Consider the following 22,609-nt stretch of genomic DNA (forward strand, 5'->3'; position numbering starts at 1 on the left):
CGGCTTGCGGGCTCAGCCCCGGACCTCTTCGGGCGCCGGGCGGGACGACGGACGCAGCCGGGCGACGGCGGTCAGAACGGCAACGTAGAAGACCGGCACCATCACGATGCCGAACAGCGCCGAGAAGACGATGCCGCCCAGCATGCCGATGCCGATCGAGTTCTGCGCATTGGCCCCGGCGCCGCTGGCCAGCGCCAGCGGCAGGATGCCGAAGCCGAAGGCAAGCGAGGTCATCAGGATCGGCCGCAGCCTCTGCCGGGCGGCGGTGACCGTCGCCTCGACCAGGGCCTCGCCCTGCCGCCGGAGGGTTTCGGCGAATTCGACGATCAGGATCGCGTTCCGCGCCGCCAGGCCGATGGTCGTCAGCAGGCCGACCTTGAAATAGACGTCGTTCGACTGGCCCAGAAGCCAGGTCGCCAGCAGCGCGCCCAGAATCCCGACCGGCACCGACAGCATCACCGCGAAGGGCACCGCCCAGCTTTCGTAAAGGGCCGCAAGCGCCAGGAACACGACCAGCGCCGACAGCGAATAAAGCAGCGGTTCCTGATTGCCCGACAGCCGTTCCTGATAGGACAGGCCGGTCCAGGCGACGCCATAGCCGCCCTCGGCGCCCGAGACGAGCTCTTCCATCACCTCCATGGCGTCGCCCGAGCTGATCCCCTGCGCGGGAGCCCCCGAGATTTCCATCGCGCGGGTGCCGCCATAGCGGTCGAGCGAGGGCGTCACCTCATCCCAGACCCGGGTCACGAAGGCCGAAAGCGGCACCATTTCGCCCCCCGAATTGCGCACATACCAGGCGTCGATATCCTCGGGCTGCATCCGCCAGCGCGCATCGCCCTGCACGATCACCTCGCGCAGGTCGTTGCCCAGCGGGAAATCGTTGACATAGGTTCCGGCAAAGACCGTGGCCAGCATCCCGTTGACGTCGGACAGCGACACGCCCAGCGCCTCGGCCTTCTGCTGGTCGATATCGAGCCGGAGCGAGGGCTTGGTGGCGTCGTCATTGCCGCGCAGGTTGGTGACGCGGCCATCGGCGGTCGCGTCGGCCACCAGCCGGTCGGCGGCCGCCTTCAGCGCCTCCTGTCCGGTCCCCGCCTGATCGACCAGATACATGGTAAAACCGGACGAGGTGCCCATGCCTGGGATCGCGGGCGGTTGCATGACGTAGATCTGGCCGAACCGGTTCTGGAAGAAGGCGCCGTTGGTCCGGGTGCTCAGGGTCTCGGCGTCAAGTCCGGGCCGGTCGGCATAGTCGCGCAGCTTGACGAACATCATCGCCGCGTTCTGCCCGCTGCCGCCGAAGCTGAAGCCGACCGCCGAGAAGACCGAGTCGACCGCGCCGTCGGTGGCAGTCAGCATGTGGTTTTCCAGCGCCGCGACCGCCTCCTCGGTCTGGGCGGTGGTGGCGTGCTGGGGCAGCTCGATGGTCGCCATCAGCACGCCCTGATCCTCCGTCGGCAGGAAGGACGAGGGCACCTCGCGATAGACGAGCCCGGCACCGATCCCGACCGCGGCCAGCACGATCAGCATCCGGAACGGCCGCCGGGAAAACCGCGCCACGCTGCCGCCATAGCCGCCGGTCAGCCGGTCGAGCCCGGCATTGAACCAGCGCAGAGGCGCCAGCTGCGCATGGCCGTCTCCGGGCCGCAGCAGGGTCGCGCACATGGCGGGCGTCAGGATCAGCGCGACCAGCAGCGACAGCACCATCGCCGAGATGATCGTCACCGAGAACTGCCGGTAGATCACCCCGGTCGAGCCCGACATGAAGGCCATCGGCAGGAACACCGCCGACAACACCACCACGATGCCAACCAGCGCGCCCGAAATCTCGCCCATGCTCTTTTCGGTGGCCTCGCGAGGCCCGAGCCCTTCTTCGGCCATCACCCGCTCGACATTCTCGACCACCACGATGGCGTCGTCGACCAATAGCCCGATCGCCAGCACCAGCGCGAACATACTGAGCGTGTTGATCGACATGCCCAGCGCCGCCAGCACCCCGAAGGTGCCCAGCAGCACGACCGGCACCGCGATGGTCGGCACCAGCGTCGCGCGCCAGCTTTGCAGGAAGAGAAGGATCACCAGAAAGACCAGGACGATGGCCTCGCCCAGGGTGTGATAGACCTGCTCGATCGACTGCTCGACGAAGGGCGAGGTGTCATAGGGGTACTCGACCGCCACGCCCTCGGGCAGCGATCCCGCCAGCCCGTCGATGGTGGCACGGACCCGGCTGGCGGTCTCGACCGCGTTGGCCCCGGTCGCGAGGTTGACCCCGAAGCCCGCCGCGGGCTTGCCGTTGAAGCGGCTGGAGCTGCCATAGCTTTCCTCGGCCAGCTCGATCCGCGCGACATCGGCCAGATAGACGCTGGACCCGTCGGGTTCGGTCTTCAGCAGGATGCGCTGGAAATCCTCGACCGAGCTCAGCTGCGACTGGGCCGACAGCGATACCGTAATCTGCTGGCCCGCGACCACGGGCTGCGCGCCCAGCGCGCCGACGGTGACGTTGGTGTTCTGTGCCGCGACCGCGGCGGTCACGTCGGCGGGCGTCAGCTGGTACTGGAAAAGCCGGTCGGGATCGAGCCAGATGCGCATCGCATATTGCGTGCCGAAGACGTTGATCGACCCCACGCCCTCGGTCCGCTGCACCGCGTCCTCGATCGTCGAACTCAGCAGATCGCCCAGCTGGACCGAACTGAGGCTGCCATCCTCGGACACGAGCGCGCCCACCATCAGGATCGAGCTGGTCGAGCGGGTCACCGCCACGCCCTGCTGGGTGACGCTGCCGGGCAGCTTCGATTGCACCAGCTGCAGCTTGTTCTGCACCTGCACCTGCGCCATGTCGGGATCGACCGTGTCGTCGAAGGTCAGCGACACGCTGGCCGACCCCTCGGACGAGGTCGAGGTCATGTAGGTCAGCCCGTCGAGCCCGGTCATGCCGTCCTCGATCACGGTGGTCACCGAATTCTCGACGGTTTCGGCCGAGGCGCCGGTATATGTGGCCGAGATCCGCACGGTGGTCGGCGCGATGTCGGGATATTGCGAGATCGGCAGCGTCGCGAGGCCGAAGACGCCCACCAGCATGGTGACGATGGCCAGCACCCAGGCAAAGACCGGGCGTCGGATGAAGAACGCGGCCATGGTCTAGTCCTCCGCGCCGGGCGTCGCGGGGGCGGCGGGCGCTGCGGGCGCGCCGGGCGTCGTAGGGGCGGCGTCCTGCACCAGCCCGTTTTCATCAAGCGTGGCGGGCACCGCTTGCACCTTCTGGCCGTCGGTCAGAGATTTCAGCCCGTCGACGATCAGCCGGTCGCCGGGCTCGATCCCGTCCTCGACGATCCAGCTGTTCTCGTGGCTGCCGATCTCGGTCAGCGCGGTCTTGTGCGCGGTGCCGTCGGCCCCCGCCACGAAGGCGGTCAGCGTGCCCGAGCCGTCGCGCTCGGCGGCGCGCTGCGGCACCAGGAAGGCCTCGACCGTGCCGACCGAGACCTCGCCCCGGACGAACATGCCGGGCAGGATCAGCCGCCGCGGATTGTCGAAGCGGAACCGCACGCTCATGGTGCCCGTCGATGTCGCGACGCTGGTTCCCGGCGTGACCAGCTGGCCCTCGCCCTCGTAGGTCCGGCCGTTTTCCAGCACCAGCCGGGCCCTGAGACGGTCGTTCAGCTTCAGCGTGCCGGCCTCGATCTGGCCGCGTACGGACAGCACCCGGGCGCTGGTCTCGATCATGTCGACATAGATCGGGTCGAGCCGGGTGACGGTGGTCAGCGCGTCGCCTTGCGCCGCCGTGACCAGGTCGCCGACCGACACCGCCGACACATCGGGCACGCCCTCGATCGGGCTGCGGATCGTGGTCCAGGACAGCTGGGTCCGCGAATAGTCGAGCGCGGCCTGGGCCGCGTCGAGCGTGGCCCTCGCCTCTTGCAGTTCGGCACGGGCGGCGTCGACCTGGGCGGCGGAATAGTTGTTGCCCTCCAGCTTGAGCGCCCGCTCATAGGCGGATTGCACGACCGGCAGATTGGCCTCGGCCTTGGCCAGATCGGCCTCGTCACCGGCGACCGCGGCGCGATAGGCCGCATCGTCGATCCGGTAAAGCGGATCGCCCACTTTCAGCGGGCGGCCGGGTTTGTAGACCACCTCTTCGACGACGCCGTCGACCCGGGGCCGGATCTCGACATCCTCGAAGGCCACGGCCCGGCCGGGCAGGGTGACGGTGCGCGGCACCTCCTGGCGCTGCATCTCGATCACGCCCACCTGCATCGGAGGCGCGCCGCCGGTCGCGGGGGCCTGGGCAAGGGCGGCGGGGGTCAGCCAGACAAGCGCGGCCAGCACCGCAAGACAATCGAGCGGGGACCGGAACGGCAGCGACCGGGTCAAGGAGATGAGTGACATGCAATATCCGTAAGAGGCTCAAGGGGAGCGGAACCTGCCCGGTGCTATGCAACACACGCCGAAGGGGCAACGATACCGACCATAACGGTTGTGTTACGGCGCTGGCGAGAAATTCCGTTGGTGACGGCGCCAATCCGGCCGGGAGGGGGCGCTGGAGGACGGCGCCGGTCCGGCCTCAGCCGCGCCTCTTGCGAACGTAAAGCTCCATCCGGTGATGGACGATTTCATAACCCAGTTCGGTGGCGATGCGGGCCTGCAGCTCTTCGATGCGGTCCGAGCGGAATTCGACCACCTCGCCGGTCTCGACGTCGATCATGTGGTCGTGATGGGCGGACTCGGCGCGTTCGAAACGGGCGGGCGCGCCCTCGAACTGGTGGCGCTGGATCACGCCCTGTTCCTCGAGCGCGCTCAGCGTGCGGTAGACCGTGGACAGCGACAGGCCCGGCACCCGGGGCTCGGCCCGGCGGTGCAGCTCGACCGCATCGGGATGATCCTCGGTCTCGGCCAGCACGTCGAGCAGGACGGCACGCTGACGGGTGATGCGCACCCCCGCCGCGCGCAGCGCCCGGGTCAGCCTGTCGGTTTGGTCCTGCATGGCGGTCTTCCTTTCGGTCGGTGCGCGCCCCGGCGCTCAGCCCGCGATGCCCGCGCGTCGCGAGGCGGCCCGGGTCAGGTGCAGACGCCGTCCGAAGGCCGCCGCGAAAAACGCCGTCAGCACCAGGATGATCGTCGCCGCCGGGGCGCTGTCGAGATAAAAGCTGGCATAGGTCCCGCCCAGCATGGCCGCAAGGCAGACGGCGACCGAGACGACCAGCATGCGCCCGAAACTCCGCACCAGCAGAAAGGCGATGGCACCGGGGGCGATCAGCAGGCCAACGGCCAGGATCAGCCCGGTCGCCGACAGTGTCGCCACGATGGTCAGCGACAGCGCCGTCAGAAGCCCGTAATGCAGCACTCCCACCGGCAGGCCCGAGGCCCTGGCCTGGGCCGGGTCGAAGGCGTGCAGCATCAGGTCCCTCCATTTCGCGGCCAGCGCCAGCGTCACGCCCAGCGAGATCAGCCCCGCGGTCCACAGGTCCTGCGGCCCGACGCCCAGCATGTTGCCGAAAAGGATATGGTCGAGATGGGCGTTGGAGGGGAAGGCGGTAAAGAGGATGACCCCCAGCGCGAACATCCCCGAAAAGACGACGCCCATCACCGTGTCGCGCTTGATCCGGCTGTTTTCGGCCAGATACCCGGTCAGAAGCGCGCTGGTCATGCCCGCCGCGAAGGCGCCGAGGATCAGCGGCGCGCCCGCGATATGGGCCAGAACGATCCCGGGCAGCGTCGCGTGGCTGACCGCGTCCCCCATCAGCGCCCAACCCTTCAGCACGAGAAAAGAGGACAAAAGCGCGGTCGGCACCGCCACCAGCACGCAGATCAGGAAGGCGTTCTGCATGAACGGAAACTGAAACGGCATCAGCAGGCTGTCGATCACGATGCGGCCTCCCATCCGTTCGGCCCGCGTCTCAGCGCCTCGGCCGCCTTGCGCCGCGCGGCCAGCACCCCGTGTTTCGGGGCGAAGACGAAGGCGGTCAGGAAGATCAGCGTCTGCATCAGCACGATCACCCCGCCGGTCGCGCCGTCGAGGAAATAGCTGGCATAGGCGCCCAGAAACCCGGTTCCGGCGCCGATGGCGACGGCCACGGCAATCAGCCGCGGAAACCGGTCGCAGAGAAGATAGGCGGTGGCGCCGGGCGTCACCACCATCGCGATCACCAGAAACGCGCCGACCGTCTGCATCGCCGCCACCACCGAGGCCGACAGCAGGGTGAAGAACACGGCTTTCAGCAGTTGCGGCCTCAGTCCGATGGACCGGGCATGGGCCTCGTCGAAGAAGGTCACCATCAGGTCCTTCCACCTGGCCAGCAGGATGCCCAGAGAGACGAAACCGATGATCGCCAGTTGCAGCGTGTCGCCGGGCGTGATCGCAAGGACATTGCCCATGATGATCGACTGCACCGAGACCGAGACCGGGCTGAGCGAGATCATGAAGAGCCCCAGCCCGAAGAAGGACGTGAAGATCAGCCCGATCACCACATCGGTCTTCAGCCCCGAGCGGTCCGACAGGACCAGCATCGCGCCTGCCGCAAGCCCGCCTGCAAGGAACGCCCCCAGCGCGAAGGGCAGGCCCAGCATGTAGGCGCCCGCGACCCCCGGGACGACAGAATGGGACAGCGCGTCGCCGATCAGCGACCAGCCCTTCAGCATCAGATAGGCCGACAGGAAGGCGCAGACCGCCCCCACCAGCGCCGAGACCCACATCGCGTTGGTCATGTAGCCATAGGCGAAGGGCTCGAGCAGGCTCATTGCGCGCCCTCGCGGTCTTGGGTGCGGTCGCCATATTGCACCAGCGGGCGTTCGTCGTCGGTCAGGATCGAGATCTGGCGCGGGTCGTCGTCATCGTGCAGCTTGGAGCCGCCCAGGGTGAACTGGCGCAGCACGCCGCCGAAGGCGCGTTCGAGGTTGGCACGTGTGAAGGTCGTCGCGGTCGGCCCCGCCGCCAGCACCGTGCCCCGCACCAGCACCGTCCGGTCGCAGAATTCGGGCACCGAGCCCAGATTGTGGGTCGAGACCAGCATCACCCGGCCCTCGTCCCGCAGCGCGCGCAGCAGCGCCACGATCTGCTCCTCGGTCTTGACATCGACGCCGGTGAAGGGCTCGTCCAGCAGGATCACCCGGCCGTCCTGCGCCAGGGCGCGGGCCAGAAAGACCCGCTTTTTCTGGCCGCCCGACAGCTCGCCGATCTGGCGGTGGCGAAACGCCTCCATGCCGACGCGGCCCAGCGCGCGGTCGACCGCGGCCCGGTCCGCCGCGCGCGGACGCCGCAGAAAGCCCATATGGCCGTAGCGGCCCATCATCACCACATCCTCGACCAGCACCGGGAAGGACCAGTCGACCTCCTCGGCCTGCGGGACATAGGCCACCAGATTGCGCCTCAGCGCCTCGCGCACCTCCAGCCCCAGCAGCCGGATCTCGCCCGTCGCGACCGGCACGAAGCCCATGATCGCCTTGAAAAGCGTCGATTTCCCGGCGCCGTTCACGCCCACCAGCGCGGTGATCGTGCCGCGCGGGATGGCGAAGCTCACGTCATGCAGCGCGGTATGGCCGTTGCGGTAGGTCACGGTGACGCCGCGCGCGAGAATGCCGCTTTCGGGACCCGCGCCCGGATCGGTGCCCGGACCTGCCCCCGGACCTTTTCCCGGATCGGCATCGGTGGTCGTCGCGTCGTCGGCGGTCGGGCGGTGCAGCATTGTCGTCCTTTCCAAGGCCGCGCTGGGCGTCAGTTCGTGGCCGTCGCCTCGATCAGGCCGGTCGCCACGGTTTCCGAGGTCACGCGCAAGAGGTCCAGATAGGTTGGCACCGGCCCCGTCGGATCGCTGAGACTGTCGACATAGAGCACCCCGCCAAAGGCCGCCCCGGTCTCGCGCGCCACCTGCGTCGCGGGATCGGCGTTCACCGTGCTTTCGCAGAAGACCACCGGAATGTCGTGCGCCCGGATCCCGTCGATCACCGCGCGCACCTGCTGCGGCGTGCCCATCTGGTCGGCGTTCATCGGCCAGAGATACAGTTCCCGGAGGCCGAAATCGCGCGCCAGGTAGCTGAACGCGCCCTCGCAGGTCACCAGCCAGCGCTTGTCCTCGGGGATGCGGGCGATCTCGGCTTTCAGGGGCTCGATGGTGGCGCGCAGGCGGTCCTTGTAGGCCGCCGCATTCGCGGCATAGGTCGCGGCATTGTCCGGATCGCGGGCTGCCAGCGCCCGGGCGATGTTGTCGACATAGACCAGCGCGGTTTCAAGCCCCATCCAGGCATGCGGATTGGGGTTGCCCTCATAGGCGCCCGCGGCAATCGGGATCGTGTCGATCCCCGCGCTCAGCGTGGCCGAGGGCACATCGCCCAGATTGGCCAGGAACTGTTCGAACCAGAGTTCCAGGTTCAGCCCGTTCCACAGGATCAGATCGGCATCCGAGGCGCGCACGATGTCGCGCGGCGTGGGTTCATAGCCGTGGATCTCGGCCCCTGGCTTGGTGATCGAGACGACCTCGGCCGCCTCGCCCGCCACGTTCTGCGCCATGTCGGCCAGTACCGTGAAGCTGGTGACGACCTTCAGCTTTTCCGCCGCCAGGGCCGCGCTGGAACTCAGGGCTGCGGCCGCACAGGCGGTCAGCAGGCAAGCGGTGATCGGTCTCATCGTCGGCTCCGCGTGTCGGGTCGCTGATCTCTGATCTATGCAGTTGCAAGTCATTTGCAACAAAAATCTCGATGCCGTTCAGGGGCGGTGGTGCAGAAAGCCGTTTTGAGGCGCATGGGCGCCTTTCCCCCTCCATCTCGCCCATGGCTTGCATGTGTCTGGCGCCACGGTCAGGGGTGCTGTCCGACGATCGGCCCGGTGACAGGCACCTTGCCCGCCGCCGATCCGGATCGGACGATCCGCGCGATCATTGCCGCGGCCGGCAGGACTGGCCCGGAGAGGAGCATGCGTTCAGGCAGTTCAGCCGCAATTGCTCCGACCCGGACCGGGGCAAGGATTGGGGGGCGGGGGACACGCCGCGCCTTGAGGGGCGGCTGCCGGGCCTGTCCATCCGGGGAGGTGGGTTGCCCGAAGTCCGAGACGCGATACGTCAGCCGCGAGCCTCACGAAAAGGCCCGCGACATCGCCCGCGAATGCCGAAGGACCCGGGCCTGCAAGCTGTCCCGCGACAAGCGAAAAGGCAGGAGATGCGCGTCACCGACCTGAAACGGAGCCTCGGGTTGATCCGACGTCGCTGGCGTGGGCCGGATGATGCGACGGACGGGTCGCTGTTCGCTGCCCTCGTCCGAAACCTCCGGAACCTCTGAAAGCTCGAAGAGCCACCGCCGCTCCACGCCGCGCGGGACCCCTCGGCAGGCTCTGGGACGCAACCATGTCCGGTCGTTTTTACGCCCCGCAGACCTGCCCGGTCAGCGCCACCAGATCCCGCTCTTCCGCGGCGGTATGCGCCAGCCCGTAGGCCCTGGCGATCCGCCGGAACCGCAGGACATACTGGCATTGGAAGCCGGGATCGGGCGGCAGCCATTCCAGCGGCCCCCGCGCGCCCTTCGAACGGTTCGCCGAGGCGGTCACGGGCAACAGATTGACGGGATCGAGGGCGAAGCGGGCGCGCTTCTCGGCCGACCAGCTGGCGGCGCCATGGCCCCACGCATAGCGCAGCGGCACGATGTGATCGATGTCGAGATCCCCGGCCTCGGTCACCACCTTGCCTGTGTAGGGCGCGATCCAGCGGCCGTGGCGCACCGAGCAGCTGGAGGGCGCGAGGGTCACCGGTACGGTGGAAAGTTCCGCCAGCAGCTCGGCCCGGGTGTCGAGGCAATCGCCATCCGGATCGGCCCAGCCCGGGCCGAAGGCCGCGCGGGTATAGGGTGCGACCGTGGGCTCGGGGGCCGGCGCGACCGGCGTGCAGGTCAGGAGCGCGAGGCTCAGCAACAGCAGGGGCAGAAGTCGGTGCATCCGGGGCGAACCTTTTACTCAGCGCCCCGAAATCCGGATGAATGCCGCATCGGCCGGGGGAACTCATACGAGCTCCGTCATGGCCTCGCGGCTGGCGATGTTCAACTCCTGCGCGGCTCCTTTTGCCCGCGCCGGTCATACGCCTCTCATGGCTGCGGCCGATGCCGGTGAGGCCTCGAATCGGGGCCGGTCGTCGATCCTCTGTGCGACCGCGCTCCGGAGCGCGCCGACCCGTTCGAACCGGGCGCGCGCTCGGCGCGTCCCGGCGCCCGACGGTGGCACCACGCCGAGAGCGCCCGTTCTTGCCATGGCCTCTACGAATGTTCCTGAGATCACTCACGGGCTTCGACAGGGCGGCCGCCAAGACGTGCTTTGGTCGTTTCGTTTCCGACAACCAACTGACCGCAAGCTAGAGCACCGTCCTGGACCTGATCATCGACAGCCTCTGCAAGAACGGCCTCATCGATCCCGGCGCCTTCTGCGAAAACCCCTTTACCGACATCCACGAGATCGGGATCGCGGGGCTTTTCGGGCCTGATCAGGCAGCAGAGATCATCAAGATCGTAAAAGACGTGAACAGGTCTGCCGCCGCGCAATCCAGTGAGCTTGCAGCGCTGGAGGTCCGATGCAAGCAAAACGACCAACGAAACCGAGGGTGGTCAAATCGATGCTTCCATCAGGAACGCAGACCCCGCCCTTTGGTGGAAGCTATCCTTCCCTTTACAGCACGCGCCGTGCCGACGACGGGTCAGGCTTCCAGTTCGGCGTCCCAGTAGAGGAAGTCGAGCCAGCTGTCATGCAGGTAGTTCGGGGGAAACTTGCGGCCGACATCGCGCAGCTCGGTCGCCTGGGGACGGCGCGGGGCGCGGCGAAGCGCCATGCCCGCCTGGCGCAGGCTTTTCGAGCCCTTCCGGAGGTTGCAGCGCGAACAGGCGGCGACGACGTTTTCCCAGCTGGTGATGCCGCCCCGGGCGCGGGGCACCACATGGTCGAAGGTCAGATCGCCCTTGCAGCCGCAATACTGGCAGCTGAATTCGTCCCTCAGAAAAAGATTGAAGCGCGTGAAGGCCACGCGCTTCTGCGGTTTGACGAAATCTTTCAGCACGACGACAGAGGGTATTCGGATCGTCCGGGTCGGACTTCGGACGACCTTGTCGTATTCGGCCACGATGTCGACCCGGTCGAGGAAGGCCGCCTTGACCGCCTCCTGCCAGGGCCAGAGCGACAGCGGATAGTAGGACAACGGGCGGTAATCGGCGTTCAGGACCAGCGCCGGATGATGCTTGAGGGAGCCTGGCTCCCGCACGAACGAAGTTCTGAAATCGCCATCCATGGTGAGACTCAGCCTCTGCCCCGTCTGCCTGCCCGGCCCCGAGACGGGACGTGCCCGCCCCTTTCCTTGCGTTTGACTATATATGGCGTTTGCCACCTGACAAGCCCCGCAGATGCGGTGGCCCTTGGGGCGGTGACTAAAGGCTTTGCGTAACGGCGTTGTGACGCCGGACCGCGCGGTGTCACCGGGATGTGCCTGCGAATTGTGCAAAGCGACCGGTTTCTCATGCCTTGGGGCCCAAAAGCCCTGCCGCGCGCGGGGCGCGAGGCGGGGCGTCGCCCCCGGGAATCGCCCATGTCAGCGGGAAGAGGCCCGGCCGCGGTCCGGGGCTGGGGGCGACCCGGGGGGCCGGAGGTCTCAGTCGGTCCCGGCCGTCCTGCCGGCGGACCGCAAGGGGACTCCGAGGTCGGGGGTCGCGTCGATCAGCCTCCGGGCAAAGGCGGTGCGGGGAGCGTCGAAGATCTGCGCGGCCGGTCCTTCCTCGACCAGACGTCCCTGACGGATCAGCGCGATCCGGTCGCAGAGGTAACGCACCACGGCCAGATCGTGGCTGATGAACAGATAGCCGACGCCCAGCCGGTCCTGCAGCTCGATCAGCAGGTTCAGCACCTGAGCCTGCGCCGAGACGTCGAGCGCCGAGGTGGGCTCGTCCAGCAGCAACAGCTCGGGCCCCGCCGCCAGCGCGCGGGCGATCCCGATCCGCTGGCGCTGGCCGCCGGACAGCTCGTGGGGAAACCGGCGCAGGTGATCGGGCCTCAGCCCGACCGTCTCGATCAGCTCGGCCACCCGCGCGCGCCGTCCGCGCCGGTCGAGCCCGACGGTGTCGCGATGCACCAGCATCGGCTCGGTCACGATCTCTTCGGCGGTCATGCGCGGGTTCAGCGCGGCCTGCGGGTCCTGGAACACGATCTGAACCCGGGCGCGGAAGGCGCGCAGCGCGCCCGGCCCGAACCGGGCCACATCGGCGCCGCGATAGAGGATCTGGCCCGCATCGGGGCGCTCGAGCCGCAGGATGACGCGGGTCAGGGTGGACTTGCCCGCACCGCTTTCGCCGACGATCCCGAGGCTTTCGCCCCGGGCGATCCGCAGGTTGACGCCATCGAGCGCCACCACCTCGGGGCTGCGGGCCAGCAGGCTGCGGCGCGGCCGGTAGAGGCGCGAGACGCCGCGCAGCTCCAGAAGCGGCGGATCAGCCATGGGTGGGCCCGTCCGCATGGGCGCAGGCGACGGCATGGCCCGCGCCAAGGGGGCGCAGCGGGGGCCGGGCGGCGCGGCAGGCGGGGGCCGTCCCGGGGCAGCGGGGCGCGAAGCGACAGCCGGGGGCGGGGCCAGGAGGTCGGGCACGGTGCCGGGCAGGGCGCTCAGCGTGCCGCGCGGGGTGTGCCGCCCCGGAACTGCGGCCATCAGCGCGCGGGTATAGGGATGGGCCGGGCGGTCCAGCACCTCGACGACCGGGCCGGTCTCGACGATGCTGCCCGCATACATCACCGCGACATGGCTGCAGGCCCGGGCCACCACGCCCATGCTGTGGGTGATCAGGATCATGCCGAGGCCGCGATCGGCCGCCATGCCCTGCATCAGCGCGAGGATCTGCGCCTGAACGGGCAGGTCGAGCGCCGATGTGGGCTCGTCGGCGATCAGCAGGTCGGGCGCGCCGATCAGCGCCATGGCGATCAGCACCCGCTGCCGCATCCCGCCCGAGAATTCGTGCGGCCAGGCGCTCAGCCTCTGGCGCGCCGAGGCGATCCCGACCCGGTCGAGCATCGTGGCCGCCAGCGCCCGGGCGGCCGTCCGGGCGGGGCCGGGGCCCAGCAGCGCGGGATCGTGGCGGGCCGCGGCCAGCGCCACGTCCGCCAGCTGATCGCCGATCCGCATCGTCGGGTTCAGGCTGGTGGCGGGGTCCTGCAGGATCATCCCGATCCGGCGGCCGCGCAGCGCGCGCATCCGGGGTTCGGACAGCGCCATCAGGTCCTCGCCGTCCAGCCGCACCTCGCCCGCCGGATACTGCGCGGGCGGGCAGGGCACCAGGCGCGCGACGGACAGCCCGGTCAGCGTCTTGCCGCAGCCGGATTCGCCCACCAGACCCCAGATCTCGCCCCGCGCGATCCGGAGGGCGACGCCGTTCAGCACCTGCACCGGGCCGTCGCGGGTCGCCATCGTCAGATGCAGGTCGCGGATTTCCAGCAGCGGAGGCATCAGCGGCCTCCGCGCGGATCGAGGCTGTCGCGCAGCCCGTCGCCCAAGAGGTTGAAGCCGAAGACCGCGACGAAGATCGCAAGGCCCGGGGCCATCGCCACCCACCACATGTCGGGCATGTAGGCCCGCGCCGTGGCCAGCATCGTGCCCCATTCCGGCACCGGCGGCCGCACCCCGATGCCGATGAAGCCAAGCCCGGCCACCATCAGGATCGCAAAGCCCATGTCGAGCGACATCTTGACGATCACCGGCGAGACGCAATCGGGCAGGATGTGGCGGACCAGCACCCGCGCTTGCGAGGCGCCCATCGCGCGGGCGGCGGTGACATGGGGGCGCTCGCGCGCGGCCAGCACCTCGCCACGCAGGAGCCGCGCGTAGCCCGGCCACCAGCCCAGCGCCAGCGCCAGCACCATGTTCTGGAACCCCGGCCCCAGCACGGCCGCTACGGTCATGGCAAGGATCAGGTTCGGAACGATCAGCATGAGGTCGGTCAGCCGCATCAGGATCTCGTCGATCCAGCCGCCGAGAAATCCGGCGATGCCGCCGATCAGAATGCCGGTGGTGCCGCCGATCAGCACCACGGAAAAGCCTGCCAGCACCGAGGCCCGGGCGCCCGCAAGCGTCAGCGACAGCACGTCCTGGCCCAGCTCGTTGGTGCCGAAGGGATGGGCGGCCGAGGGCGGCTGAAACCGGGCGGCGGTGTCGATGCCGCCCGCGACATGGGCGGGATAGGGCGCGAGAAGCGGGCCGAAAAGGGCGAGGGCCAGCACCAGCGCCACGAGCCCCGCGCCCAGCAGCGACAGCCGGTTCCGCCCGAAGCGGCGCAGGGCGCGCGGGCGGCGGGCGGCGGGCCTCGGCGGGCGGGTCCCGGCCGTCATTCGTAGCGCACCCGGGGGTCGATCAGCCCGTAGGCCAGGTCGACCGCCAGATTGACCGCGACGAAGATCAGCCCGGTGACCAGCGCCACCCCGATCACCGGCATCATGTCCTGGCTGAGGATGGCGCGGGTGGCGTAAAGCCCGAGCCCGGGCCAGTCGAAGACCGTCTCGACCAGCACGGTGCCGCCCAGCAGCCAGCCGAAATAGAGCCCGATCACCGTCAGCGTGGCCGAGACCGCGTTGCGGCCGATGGTCTTGATCAGGATCTTGCGGCGCGGCAGGCCCAGCGCGCGGGCGGCGGTCACATAATCCTGCGCCATGACCTCGATCGCCGAGGCGCGCATCATCCGCAGGATCGCCGCCAGCGGCGACAACGACAGCGCCAGCGCGGGCAGCGCGAGATGGCGGCAGGCAGCACCCAGCGTGGCCCAGTCGCCTGCCAGCGCCGCGTCGAGGGTGACGAGCCCCGTCACCCGGGGCGGCGGCAGGGTCACGACGGGCAATTGCCCGCCCAGCGGCAGCCACATCAGCCAGATCGCGAAGACCAGTTGCAGCAGCAGCCCCAGAAAGAACCGCGGCATCGAGATCGCGCCGATGGCCAGCACCTGGCCAAGCCGGTCGGGCCAGCGGTTCTGCCAGAGCGCGGTCAGAAGCCCCAGCGGCAGCCCCAGCGCGATGGCCAGCGCCATCGCCGCCAGCACCAGTTCCAGCGTCGCGGGCAGATAGATGGCGATGTCTTCGGCGACCGGGCGCCGGGTCATCAGCGAGCGCCCCAGATCGCCCCGGGCCAGCCCCGCGACATAGCTCAGGTACTGGTCCCAGACCGGCCGGTCGAGCCCGAATTCCTGCGCCAGCGCCGCGCGTTCGGCCAGCGTCGCGTTGGGGCCCGCGGCCAGCCCCACCGGGTCGCCGGGCAGCAGCCGGGCAATGACGAACATGATCGCCGTCAGCCCGACCAGCACCGGACCCAGCATCAGAAGGCGGCGAAAAAGAAAGCGAAGCATTCAGCGGGTCTCGGGGCAAAGAGGCCGTCGGCGGACCCCGGTCGCCAGATGCGCCCGGGGCGGGGGGGGCGGGCGCGTCCGGGCTCAGACCAGCGACAGCGGCCAGCACTCGATGGCATTCGCGGCGACCGGTGTGAAGACATGGCCCTGCACCGCGTCGCGGAAGCCGAGCTTGCGCCGCTCCTGCACCCCGAAGAGATCGGGCGCATCGGCGACCACCTTGCGCTGGAAGTCGCCATAGATCGCCTTGCGGGCCTCGATGTCGGTTTCGGTGCGGCCCGCCTCGATCAGCCGGTCGACTTCGGGGTCGGCAAAGACCGGGTTCTGCCAGTTGCCGTTCGAGGCCGAATGATAGGCGGCATAGGCGAAATTGTCCGGGTCGCCGTAATTCGCAGTCTGATAGACCGGGAAGAAGTCCGGCAGTGTATCGGGGCTGGCGCAGGCGGCGATCATTTCGGGCCAGCGCATCGGCTGGATTTCAAGCGTTATGTTCAGCGCCCTGAGGCTGTCCAGCAGCACCAGCGCATAGCGCCGTTGCTGTTCGAGATTGGCGGAATAGACGATCTTCAGCGAGATCCCGCCCTCGGGCGTCGCGGTCCGCGCCAGATGGGCACGGGCGGCGTCGGGGTCGTGGCGGGGCACCGCCAGGTCCGGGTCGTGCCCCAGGATGCCCAGGGGCAACGGGCCGACCATCAGATCGGCATACCCGGCGGTATCGCGCAGCGCGTCGTAATCGAGCGCATGGGAAATCGCGCGGCGCATGTTGATATCGGCCAGCGGGCCGCGGCGGGTGTTCATCTTGATCGTGAAGGTGCGGTATTCTGGTTGGATCACCCGCACCACGCCCGGCGCGCCTTCCAGCGCGTCCATGTCCTCCGAGGTCAGGTCCAGCGCGACATTGATCTCGCCCCGTTGCAGCAACAGCCGCTCGGTTGCACCCTCCCGGGCGATGCGCCAGATCACGCCGTCGAGATTGCCGCCGCCGCCCTGCCAGGCGGTCGGGGCCCGGACAAAGCGGTAAAGCGCGCCGGGCTGGGCCTGCTTCAGCGCGAAGGGACCCGAGCCCGCGGTCTGCGTCATCAGCCAGCTCTGGCCGTCATCCTCGCCCAGATGCGCCTCGACCGCGGCCTTCTCGACCACCGGGAACCAGGGCAGCACCTGCAGGAAGGCGGCGAAGGGCGCGGCCAGGGTCATTCGCACCGTCGCCGGGTCGACCGCCTCGAGCCCCCCGGGGGTGAGGATGCCCCGCAGCATCCAGGAATTGCCCTTGGCCAGACGCAGTGCCCTCGCGAAGGAATAGACCACGTCCTCGGCGGTCACCGGGGCGCCGGAGTGAAACCGCGCCGCCGGGTCCAGGTGGAACTCATGCGTCATCCCGTCGGCCGAGCTGTCCCAGCTGCGGGCGAGTCCCGGCACCGGACGGGGCGGATTGCCCGAGACGCGCAGCAGCGGATCGTAGACATTGCGCATGAAGAAGGCGGGGGCATAGCCGGTTGCGGTGTGCGGGTCGAGATTGGGAAAATCCTGCCCCGAGGCGATCACCAGAACCCGGGGCGCCTGGGCGCGAAGGCGGCCTGGCAGGGCAGCCCCGGCAACCCCCGCTCCGGCCAGCAGGAACAGGTCGCGCCGGTTGAGCGCGCGAAACGGGTCGGTCATGATGTGGTCTCCGAGTTGAACGCGCCCGTTCCGGGTCTCGTTTTGCGACGTCGATCTTTCGCGGTCTGGATAGGCGACCGCTGCGTCACCTTCATCTCAAACGACACGGCAGATCTGCCGTGGCACGATGTCGCGGCGATCTCGGGCGCAACGCCGCATCGGGTCGGCGGGGCGCGTCCGCACTTCGGCGGGATCGTGCCGCGCCGCAGGATGAGGCCTTGAAAAAAACTGGTCAAAGCCCGGATGTCTGGCCGCCAGCTTACGCGGGAACCCTGCGTTCGGCCGCGCGGAACAGCGGATCGCCCACCGCTTCGGCGATGCCTCCGGCGCTGTCGAGCATCGCGTCGATCATGGTGTTGCGTTCGGCTTCCGAGACCAGATTATGCGGATAGACCAGGCAGAGGCTGACCGCCTCCGACGTCACCGGATCGCCCACCGCGACGGCCAGCCCGTCGACCCCGGGCGTGGTTTCCTGAGACGAGAAGGAATAGCCGGTGCGGCGGATCCTTTCGAGCTGGGACGCAAGCCGTTCGGCGACGGGGCCGTCGGGATAAAGCAGGGCAACCTCGGCCGGGGCCAGCCGCGCCAGCAGGCTGCGCCCGGTGGCACAACGCTCGGCCGGAAGCTTGTTGCCGACGCTGGCGCCGACGCGCAGCGCGTTCGTGCCCTCGAAATCGGCGATGGCCAGAACCTGGCGGCCGTCGCGGATCGACACATAGCCGGTATGGCCGAAGGCCTGGCTCAGCTCATGGACGGCGGCCCGGGCCCTCCCGATCACGCCCGAGGAATAGCGGAACGCGGCCGAGAGGTTCAGCATCATGCGGCCCGGCCGGTGGCGGCGGCTGCCGCCGATCTCTTCGAGCATCCCGGTCTCGCGCATCGACTTCAGCAGGCGCGAGGCCGAGGCCTTCGGCAACCCCAGCCGTTCGGACACCTCTGACACCGTCAGGTCGGTGCAGTTATTGCCGAAACAGCGCAGCACCAGTGCCGCATTCTCCAGTATCGTCATTCCACCAGTTCCAGAAAAGCGGAACAACCGTTCCATTATTCGAAACAATTATCGGCCTGACGCGGCGCGTCAATCGTGAAATGGGTCGCAAATATGACAACGTCGCGGCGTTTTCCCGGATACTTGCGGCGGGACGGGCGGAATTCCGCCCGCGCGACCATTGAACTCGGGTGCGTTTGGCGTCATCCAGCCGACCTCGGGGTATACGAGCGCGCGGACGACCGACGCGCGACGGCCCGCTTCCCATCGGACCCTGCCTGCGATGACCGAAGACCTCCTTTCCGATGCATCGACCGCCCGCGACGGCGGGGTCGGTTCCCGCGATGCGGTCCCGCCCGCCGCTTCGCCCGCCGCTCCGTCTGCCGCGTCCGCGCGGCGGCCGGGCTTCCCGTCGAGCCCCGAGGCGCGGGCCTTCCGGCGCCGGGTCTTTCCCGAGGCGACCGCGGCCGAGTGGAGCGACTGGCGCTGGCAGCTGCGCGCCCGGATCCGGTCGCTTGACGGGCTCGAACGGGTGTTTCGCCTCTCCGGGGACGAACGGGCCGCGGTCGCTCGGCACAAGGGCGGGCTGCCGGTCGGGATCACACCCTATTATGCCAGCCTGATGGGAGCCGACGATCCGGCCGAGCCGCTGCGGCGCACCCATATTCCGGTCGGGCAGGAATATCTGCGCCTGCCGGGCGAATCCGACGACCCGCTGGGCGAGGACCCGGCCAGCGCCGTGCCGGGGCTCGTGCACCGCTATCCCGACCGCGCCCTGTTTCTGGCCACCGGCACCTGTTCGACCTATTGCCGCTATTGCACGCGCTCGCGGATGGTCGGCCAGACCGGGGGCGAACAGCAGATCTCGGCCCGCCACTGGGAGCGCGCCTTCGCCTATATCGAGGCCACGCCGCAGATCCGCGACGTGCTGGTGTCGGGCGGCGATCCGCTGACGCTGTCGGATGACAAGCTGGACTATCTTCTGGGGCGGCTGCGCGCGATCCCGCATGTCGAGTTCATCCGGATCGGCACCAAGGTGCCTCTGGTGCTGCCGATGCGGATCACCCGGGCGCTGACGCGGATGCTGCGCAAGCACCATCCGCTGTGGATGTCGGTGCATTGCACCCATCCCGCCGAACTGACCCCCGAGGCGACCGAGGCGCTGACCCGGCTGGCCGATGCGGGCCTTCCGCTCGGCGCGCAGACCGTGCTGCTGAAGGGCATCAACGACAACGTCGAGACGCTGCGGACGCTTTACCGCGAGCTTCTGCGGCGGCGGGTCCGGCCCTATTACCTGCTGCAATGCGACCCGATCACCGGCTCGGGCCAGTTCCGCACCCCGGTCGAGACCGGGCTGGACCTCATCGACGGGTTGCGCGGCCATCTGACCGGTTATGCGGTGCCGCAGTTCATCATCGACGCGCCCGGTGGCGGCGGCAAGGTGGCGCTGGTGCCCGACCATGTCGAGGGGCGCGACGGCGACGACCTGCTGTTGCGCAATTTCGAGGGCCGGATCTACCGCTATCCCGATCCCGGCGGCCGGATCGGGACCGGAAAGCCGCACTCCTGAGCCGGCCGGCCGGCGCCGGGGCGCGATCCCGAAGAGGCCCAGAATTCGCGCATGCCGGGCGCAGGGTCAGGCAGAGTCGCGCAGGGCCGGCTGGGAAATGCCGTCACCGGCCCGGGTCGCTCGACGGCGGGTCAGAATCCGGCTATCCGGGACCGAGGGAGGCCACGCCGTGCCCCGCTGGGGACGGGCACGAAAGGGCTAGGATGGACAGCGAATACGCCATCATAGGCGGCGGAGTCGTCGGCCTTTCGGTCGCCTGGGGACTGCTGCTCCGGGGGCGTCGTGTCACGGTGATCGACGGCGGCGACGCGGCGCTCAGTGCCAGCCGCGGCAATTTCGGCCTGATCTGGGTGCAGGGCAAGGGCCTGACCGAGCCGCGCTATGCCCGCTGGACGCAACGCTCGGCCGCGGCCTGGGGCGGATTCGCGGCCGATCTGGCCCTTGCGGCCGGCCGGTCGGTCTGGGTCGAGCAAAAAGGCGGCTACGACATCCAGTTTACCGAAGCGGGGCTCGAGACCACGGCCGCGCGCTACGAGACGCTGAGGGCCGCGCTTGGCGGCGACTATCCGTTCGAGATCCTCGACACTGCCGCGCTGCGACGGGAAGAACCCGCGATCGGGCCGCGCGTGGCCGGGGCGATCCTGCACCGCCAGGACGGCCATGCCGATCCGCTGGGACTGCTGGCCGCGCTGAGCGAGGCGGTTCGGCGCGCGGGCGGCAGGGTGCTGACCGGCCGGCAGGTGACCGGGGTCACCCGCAACGGGGCCTTCCGGCTGACCTGCGCCGACGGCACCGTCCTCGAGGCGGGCAAGGTGGTGCTGGCCGCCGGACTTGGCGCGGCGCGGCTGGGGCCTGCCTTCGGGTTTCGCGCCCCCGTGCGGCCGCAGCGCGGCCAGGTGCTGATCACCGAAAAGCTGCCCCGGCTTCTGAACCGGCCTTCGGTGTTCGCCCGGCAGGTGCCCGAGGGCGGCATCCAGATCGGGGCCACCAACGAAGAGGTGGGCTTTGACGACGGCGTGACCCGGTCCGGTCTGGCCCGGCTGGCCGCCGATGCGGTGGCGGCCTTTCCCCCGCTGGCACGGGTCCAGCTCTTGCGCAGCTGGGGCGCGCTTCGGGTGATGAGCCCGGACGGGCTGCCGATCTATCAGGAAAGCGCCGCGATGCCCGGGGCTTATCTTGTGACCTGTCATTCCGGCATCACGCTGGCGGCGGCCCATGCGCGGTTTCTGCCCGACTGGCTCGAGGGGACCGATGCGGCCCCCAATCTGGAGGTATTCCGTGAAGACCGTTTCAACCTTCCTGTCGCTTGAGGCACCCGGCCCGCGGGTGCGGGTCTGGCTGGACGGGGCGCCGCTGCACCTGCCGCGCGGCGCGAACCTGGCCGCGGCCCTGCTGGGGGCGGGCGTGAACACCTTCCGCGGCACCGCCTGTTCGGGGGCGCCGCGCGCGCCCTATTGCATGATGGGGGCGTGCTTCGACTGCATGATCGAAGTCGAGGGCGAAACCCGGCAGGCCTGCCTGCTGGAAGTGGCCGAGGGCATGCGCCTGACCCGGCCGGGGGCGCCCGGCGATGCATGAGACCGACCTTGCCGTCATCGGCTCGGGGCCGGCGGGCATGGCGGCGGCGGCCGAGGCGGCCGGGCTCGGGCTTCGGGTCGCGCTGTTCGACGACCAGCCGCGCCCGGGCGGGCAGGCCTATCGCGATGTCGACCGGGTCGGCCCGATGCGCGGCGCCGTTCTGGGACCCGATTTCGTCGAAGGGCGGCGCCTGACAGCTGCGCTGGACGATCCGCGCATCTCGCATCTGGGGGGCGCCGGGGTCTGGGCGATCGAGCCGGGCTTCACGATCTGCTATTCCCAGGCCGGGGAGGCGCGGCTGTTGCGGGCGCGGCGGGTGCTTCTGGCCACCGGTGCGCTGGAACGGCCGATGCCGGTGCCGGGCTGGACGCTGCCCGGTGTGATGACCGCCGGGGCCGGGCAGATCCTGCTGAAGCAGGCGGGGCTGGTGCCGCGCCGCTCGGTTCTGGTGGGGACCGGGCCGCTCTTGTACCTCTTCGCGGTGCAGATGGTGCGGGCCGGGATCAACCCAGCCGCGCTGATCGAGACCCAGACCCGCGGCGATCTGGCCCGCGCGCTGCGGCATATGGGCGGGCTTTTCGGCGGCTGGGGCTACATGACCGAGGGCTGGCGGCTGCTGCGGGTGTTGCAGCGCGCAGGCGTGCCGCGCATCGTCGGCGCGCATGAGATCGCCATCGAGGGCGAGGACCGGGCCGAGGCGGTCCGCTTTCGCCGCGGCGGTGCCCAGCACCGGCTGCCCTGCGACACCGTTTTCCTGCATCACGGCGTCGTGCCGAACCCGCAGGCGGCCCGCTCGCTGGGGCTCGACCATCGCTGGGAGCCGCGTCAGCAGTGCTTCGTGCCGGTCTGCGATGCCTGGGGCGAGGCGGCGTCGGCAGAGGGCGGGGTCGAGGGCGTTTTCGTGGCGGGGGACGGCGCCGGGATCGGCGGGGCCCGCGCGGCCGAGCTGCAGGGGCGGCTGGCCGCGCTTCGGATCGCAGAGGGCCTGGACCGGATCGGCAACGAGGAGTGCGACGGCCGCGCCAAACCGCTGCGACGGCAACTGCGGCGCGAACTGGCGGTGCGGCCGTTTCTGGATGCGGCCTATCCGCCCTTCGCCGAGGCGCTTCGGCCCGACGACACGACGATGGTCTGCCGCTGCGAAGAGGTGACGGCGGGCGAGATCCGCCGGGCGGCCGCGCAGGGTTGCCCCGGCCCGAACCGGCTGAAGGGTTTCCTTAGGGCCGGAATGGGGCCGTGTCAGGGGCGGGTCTGCGGGCTTGCGGTGACCCAGATTCTGGCCGAGGCGACGGGGCAGAGCCCGGACGAGACGGGCTATTTTCACATCCGCCCGCCGATCAAACCGCTGACGCTGGGCGCGCTGGCGGCGCTGGCCGAAACCGGCGAGGCGGCCGGGACCGACAAGACCGCTCCGGGGCAGGGCGACGCCGCCTGACCCCGTGCCCCCGGCGCAGAAAGGCCCGCCTCAAGGCGGGCCTTTCCGGTCTCACGCGTGC

The 22,609-nt window shown here is 69.5% G+C and carries 19 protein-coding genes; 5 read left to right on the plus strand and 14 right to left on the minus strand.

The features are described from left to right. Positions 1–12: 12 nt before the first annotated feature. From C8N38_RS09085 to C8N38_RS09120, 8 genes are all read right to left on the minus strand, one after another. Positions 13–3,135 carry an efflux RND transporter permease subunit gene (locus C8N38_RS09085; RefSeq protein WP_108026313.1) on the minus strand — a complete coding sequence of 1,041 codons (3,123 nt, stop codon included), beginning with the start codon at positions 3,133–3,135 and terminating at the stop codon, positions 13–15. Positions 3,136–3,138: 3 nt separating this feature from the next. After that, positions 3,139–4,383 (minus strand): efflux RND transporter periplasmic adaptor subunit, encoded by a 1,245-nt coding sequence (locus C8N38_RS09090; protein WP_108026315.1) that lies wholly within the window; start codon positions 4,381–4,383, stop codon positions 3,139–3,141. Between the two features lie 175 nt (positions 4,384–4,558). Then, the gene (locus tag C8N38_RS09095) at positions 4,559–4,978 is read right to left on the minus strand and encodes a Fur family transcriptional regulator (RefSeq protein ID WP_108026317.1); all 420 of its coding nucleotides are present in this window, start codon (positions 4,976–4,978) and stop codon (positions 4,559–4,561) included. A gap of 36 nt (positions 4,979–5,014) precedes the next feature. Continuing rightward, positions 5,015–5,860, minus strand: a complete 846-nt coding sequence (locus C8N38_RS09100; RefSeq protein ID WP_170120309.1) for a metal ABC transporter permease — start codon at positions 5,858–5,860, stop codon at positions 5,015–5,017. Then, entirely contained in the window at positions 5,857–6,732 is an 876-nt protein-coding gene (locus tag C8N38_RS09105; RefSeq protein WP_108026319.1) for a metal ABC transporter permease, read from the minus strand. The genes C8N38_RS09100 and C8N38_RS09105 overlap by 4 nt, the downstream gene beginning before the upstream one ends. Next, complete coding sequence (locus C8N38_RS09110; protein WP_108026322.1) at positions 6,729–7,676, minus strand: manganese/iron ABC transporter ATP-binding protein; 948 nt, start codon at positions 7,674–7,676, stop codon at positions 6,729–6,731. Before C8N38_RS09110 ends, C8N38_RS09105 begins: the two co-directional genes overlap by 4 nt. Before the next feature lie 29 nt (positions 7,677–7,705). Beyond that, positions 7,706–8,614, minus strand: coding sequence for a metal ABC transporter substrate-binding protein (locus C8N38_RS09115; protein ID WP_108026324.1), 909 nt, complete (start codon positions 8,612–8,614; stop codon positions 7,706–7,708). A 726-nt stretch (positions 8,615–9,340) separates the two neighbouring features. After that, positions 9,341–9,910: an HNH endonuclease family protein gene (locus C8N38_RS09120; RefSeq protein WP_108026327.1), complete on the minus strand. Its 570-nt coding sequence runs from the start codon at positions 9,908–9,910 to the stop codon at positions 9,341–9,343. A 461-nt stretch (positions 9,911–10,371) separates the two neighbouring features. Between C8N38_RS09120 and C8N38_RS22280 the strand changes: the two genes are divergently transcribed. Continuing rightward, positions 10,372–10,686 carry a hypothetical protein gene (locus C8N38_RS22280; protein ID WP_425440033.1) on the plus strand — a complete coding sequence of 105 codons (315 nt, stop codon included), beginning with the start codon at positions 10,372–10,374 and terminating at the stop codon, positions 10,684–10,686. On the opposite strand, the gene C8N38_RS09125 is transcribed toward C8N38_RS22280, so the two are convergent. The 6 genes from C8N38_RS09125 to C8N38_RS09150 all read right to left on the minus strand — a co-directional run bounded on the left by C8N38_RS09125 (position 10,659) and on the right by C8N38_RS09150 (position 17,986). Then, positions 10,659–11,243, minus strand: a complete 585-nt coding sequence (locus C8N38_RS09125; protein WP_108026330.1) for an HNH endonuclease — start codon at positions 11,241–11,243, stop codon at positions 10,659–10,661. The genes C8N38_RS22280 and C8N38_RS09125 overlap by 28 nt on opposite strands. 357 nt (positions 11,244–11,600) lie before the next feature. Continuing rightward, positions 11,601–13,439, minus strand: a complete 1,839-nt coding sequence (locus tag C8N38_RS09130) for a dipeptide ABC transporter ATP-binding protein (protein WP_215731123.1) — start codon at positions 13,437–13,439, stop codon at positions 11,601–11,603. Beyond that, positions 13,439–14,317, minus strand: coding sequence for an ABC transporter permease (locus C8N38_RS09135; protein ID WP_108026333.1), 879 nt, complete (start codon positions 14,315–14,317; stop codon positions 13,439–13,441). Before C8N38_RS09135 ends, C8N38_RS09130 begins: the two co-directional genes overlap by 1 nt. Next, positions 14,314–15,321, minus strand: coding sequence for an ABC transporter permease (locus C8N38_RS09140; RefSeq protein ID WP_108026336.1), 1,008 nt, complete (start codon positions 15,319–15,321; stop codon positions 14,314–14,316). The genes C8N38_RS09135 and C8N38_RS09140 overlap by 4 nt, the downstream gene beginning before the upstream one ends. Before the next feature lie 84 nt (positions 15,322–15,405). Then, positions 15,406–16,977, minus strand: a complete 1,572-nt coding sequence (locus C8N38_RS09145) for an ABC transporter substrate-binding protein (RefSeq protein WP_108026339.1) — start codon at positions 16,975–16,977, stop codon at positions 15,406–15,408. Between the two features lie 259 nt (positions 16,978–17,236). Next, the gene (locus tag C8N38_RS09150) at positions 17,237–17,986 is read right to left on the minus strand and encodes an IclR family transcriptional regulator (RefSeq protein ID WP_108026341.1); all 750 of its coding nucleotides are present in this window, start codon (positions 17,984–17,986) and stop codon (positions 17,237–17,239) included. A 262-nt stretch (positions 17,987–18,248) separates the two neighbouring features. Here C8N38_RS09150 and C8N38_RS09155 point away from each other — a divergent pair, with 262 nt between their 5' ends. From C8N38_RS09155 to C8N38_RS09170, 4 genes are all read left to right on the plus strand, one after another. After that, positions 18,249–19,535 (plus strand): KamA family radical SAM protein, encoded by a 1,287-nt coding sequence (locus C8N38_RS09155; protein WP_108026345.1) that lies wholly within the window; start codon positions 18,249–18,251, stop codon positions 19,533–19,535. Positions 19,536–19,738: 203 nt separating this feature from the next. Further along, positions 19,739–20,845, plus strand: coding sequence for an NAD(P)/FAD-dependent oxidoreductase (locus tag C8N38_RS09160; protein ID WP_108026348.1), 1,107 nt, complete (start codon positions 19,739–19,741; stop codon positions 20,843–20,845). Beyond that, on the plus strand, positions 20,814–21,113 hold the full coding sequence (locus C8N38_RS09165) for a 2Fe-2S iron-sulfur cluster-binding protein (RefSeq protein WP_108026350.1): 300 nt from the start codon (positions 20,814–20,816) through the stop codon (positions 21,111–21,113). The genes C8N38_RS09160 and C8N38_RS09165 overlap by 32 nt, the downstream gene beginning before the upstream one ends. Continuing rightward, positions 21,106–22,548, plus strand: a complete 1,443-nt coding sequence (locus C8N38_RS09170) for an FAD/NAD(P)-dependent oxidoreductase (protein WP_108026352.1) — start codon at positions 21,106–21,108, stop codon at positions 22,546–22,548. Before C8N38_RS09165 ends, C8N38_RS09170 begins: the two co-directional genes overlap by 8 nt. The last annotated feature ends 61 nt before the right edge of the window (positions 22,549–22,609 follow it).

Source organism: Rhodovulum kholense (assembly GCF_003053725.1).
Taxonomy (GTDB): Bacteria; Pseudomonadota; Alphaproteobacteria; order Rhodobacterales; family Rhodobacteraceae; genus Rhodovulum; species Rhodovulum kholense.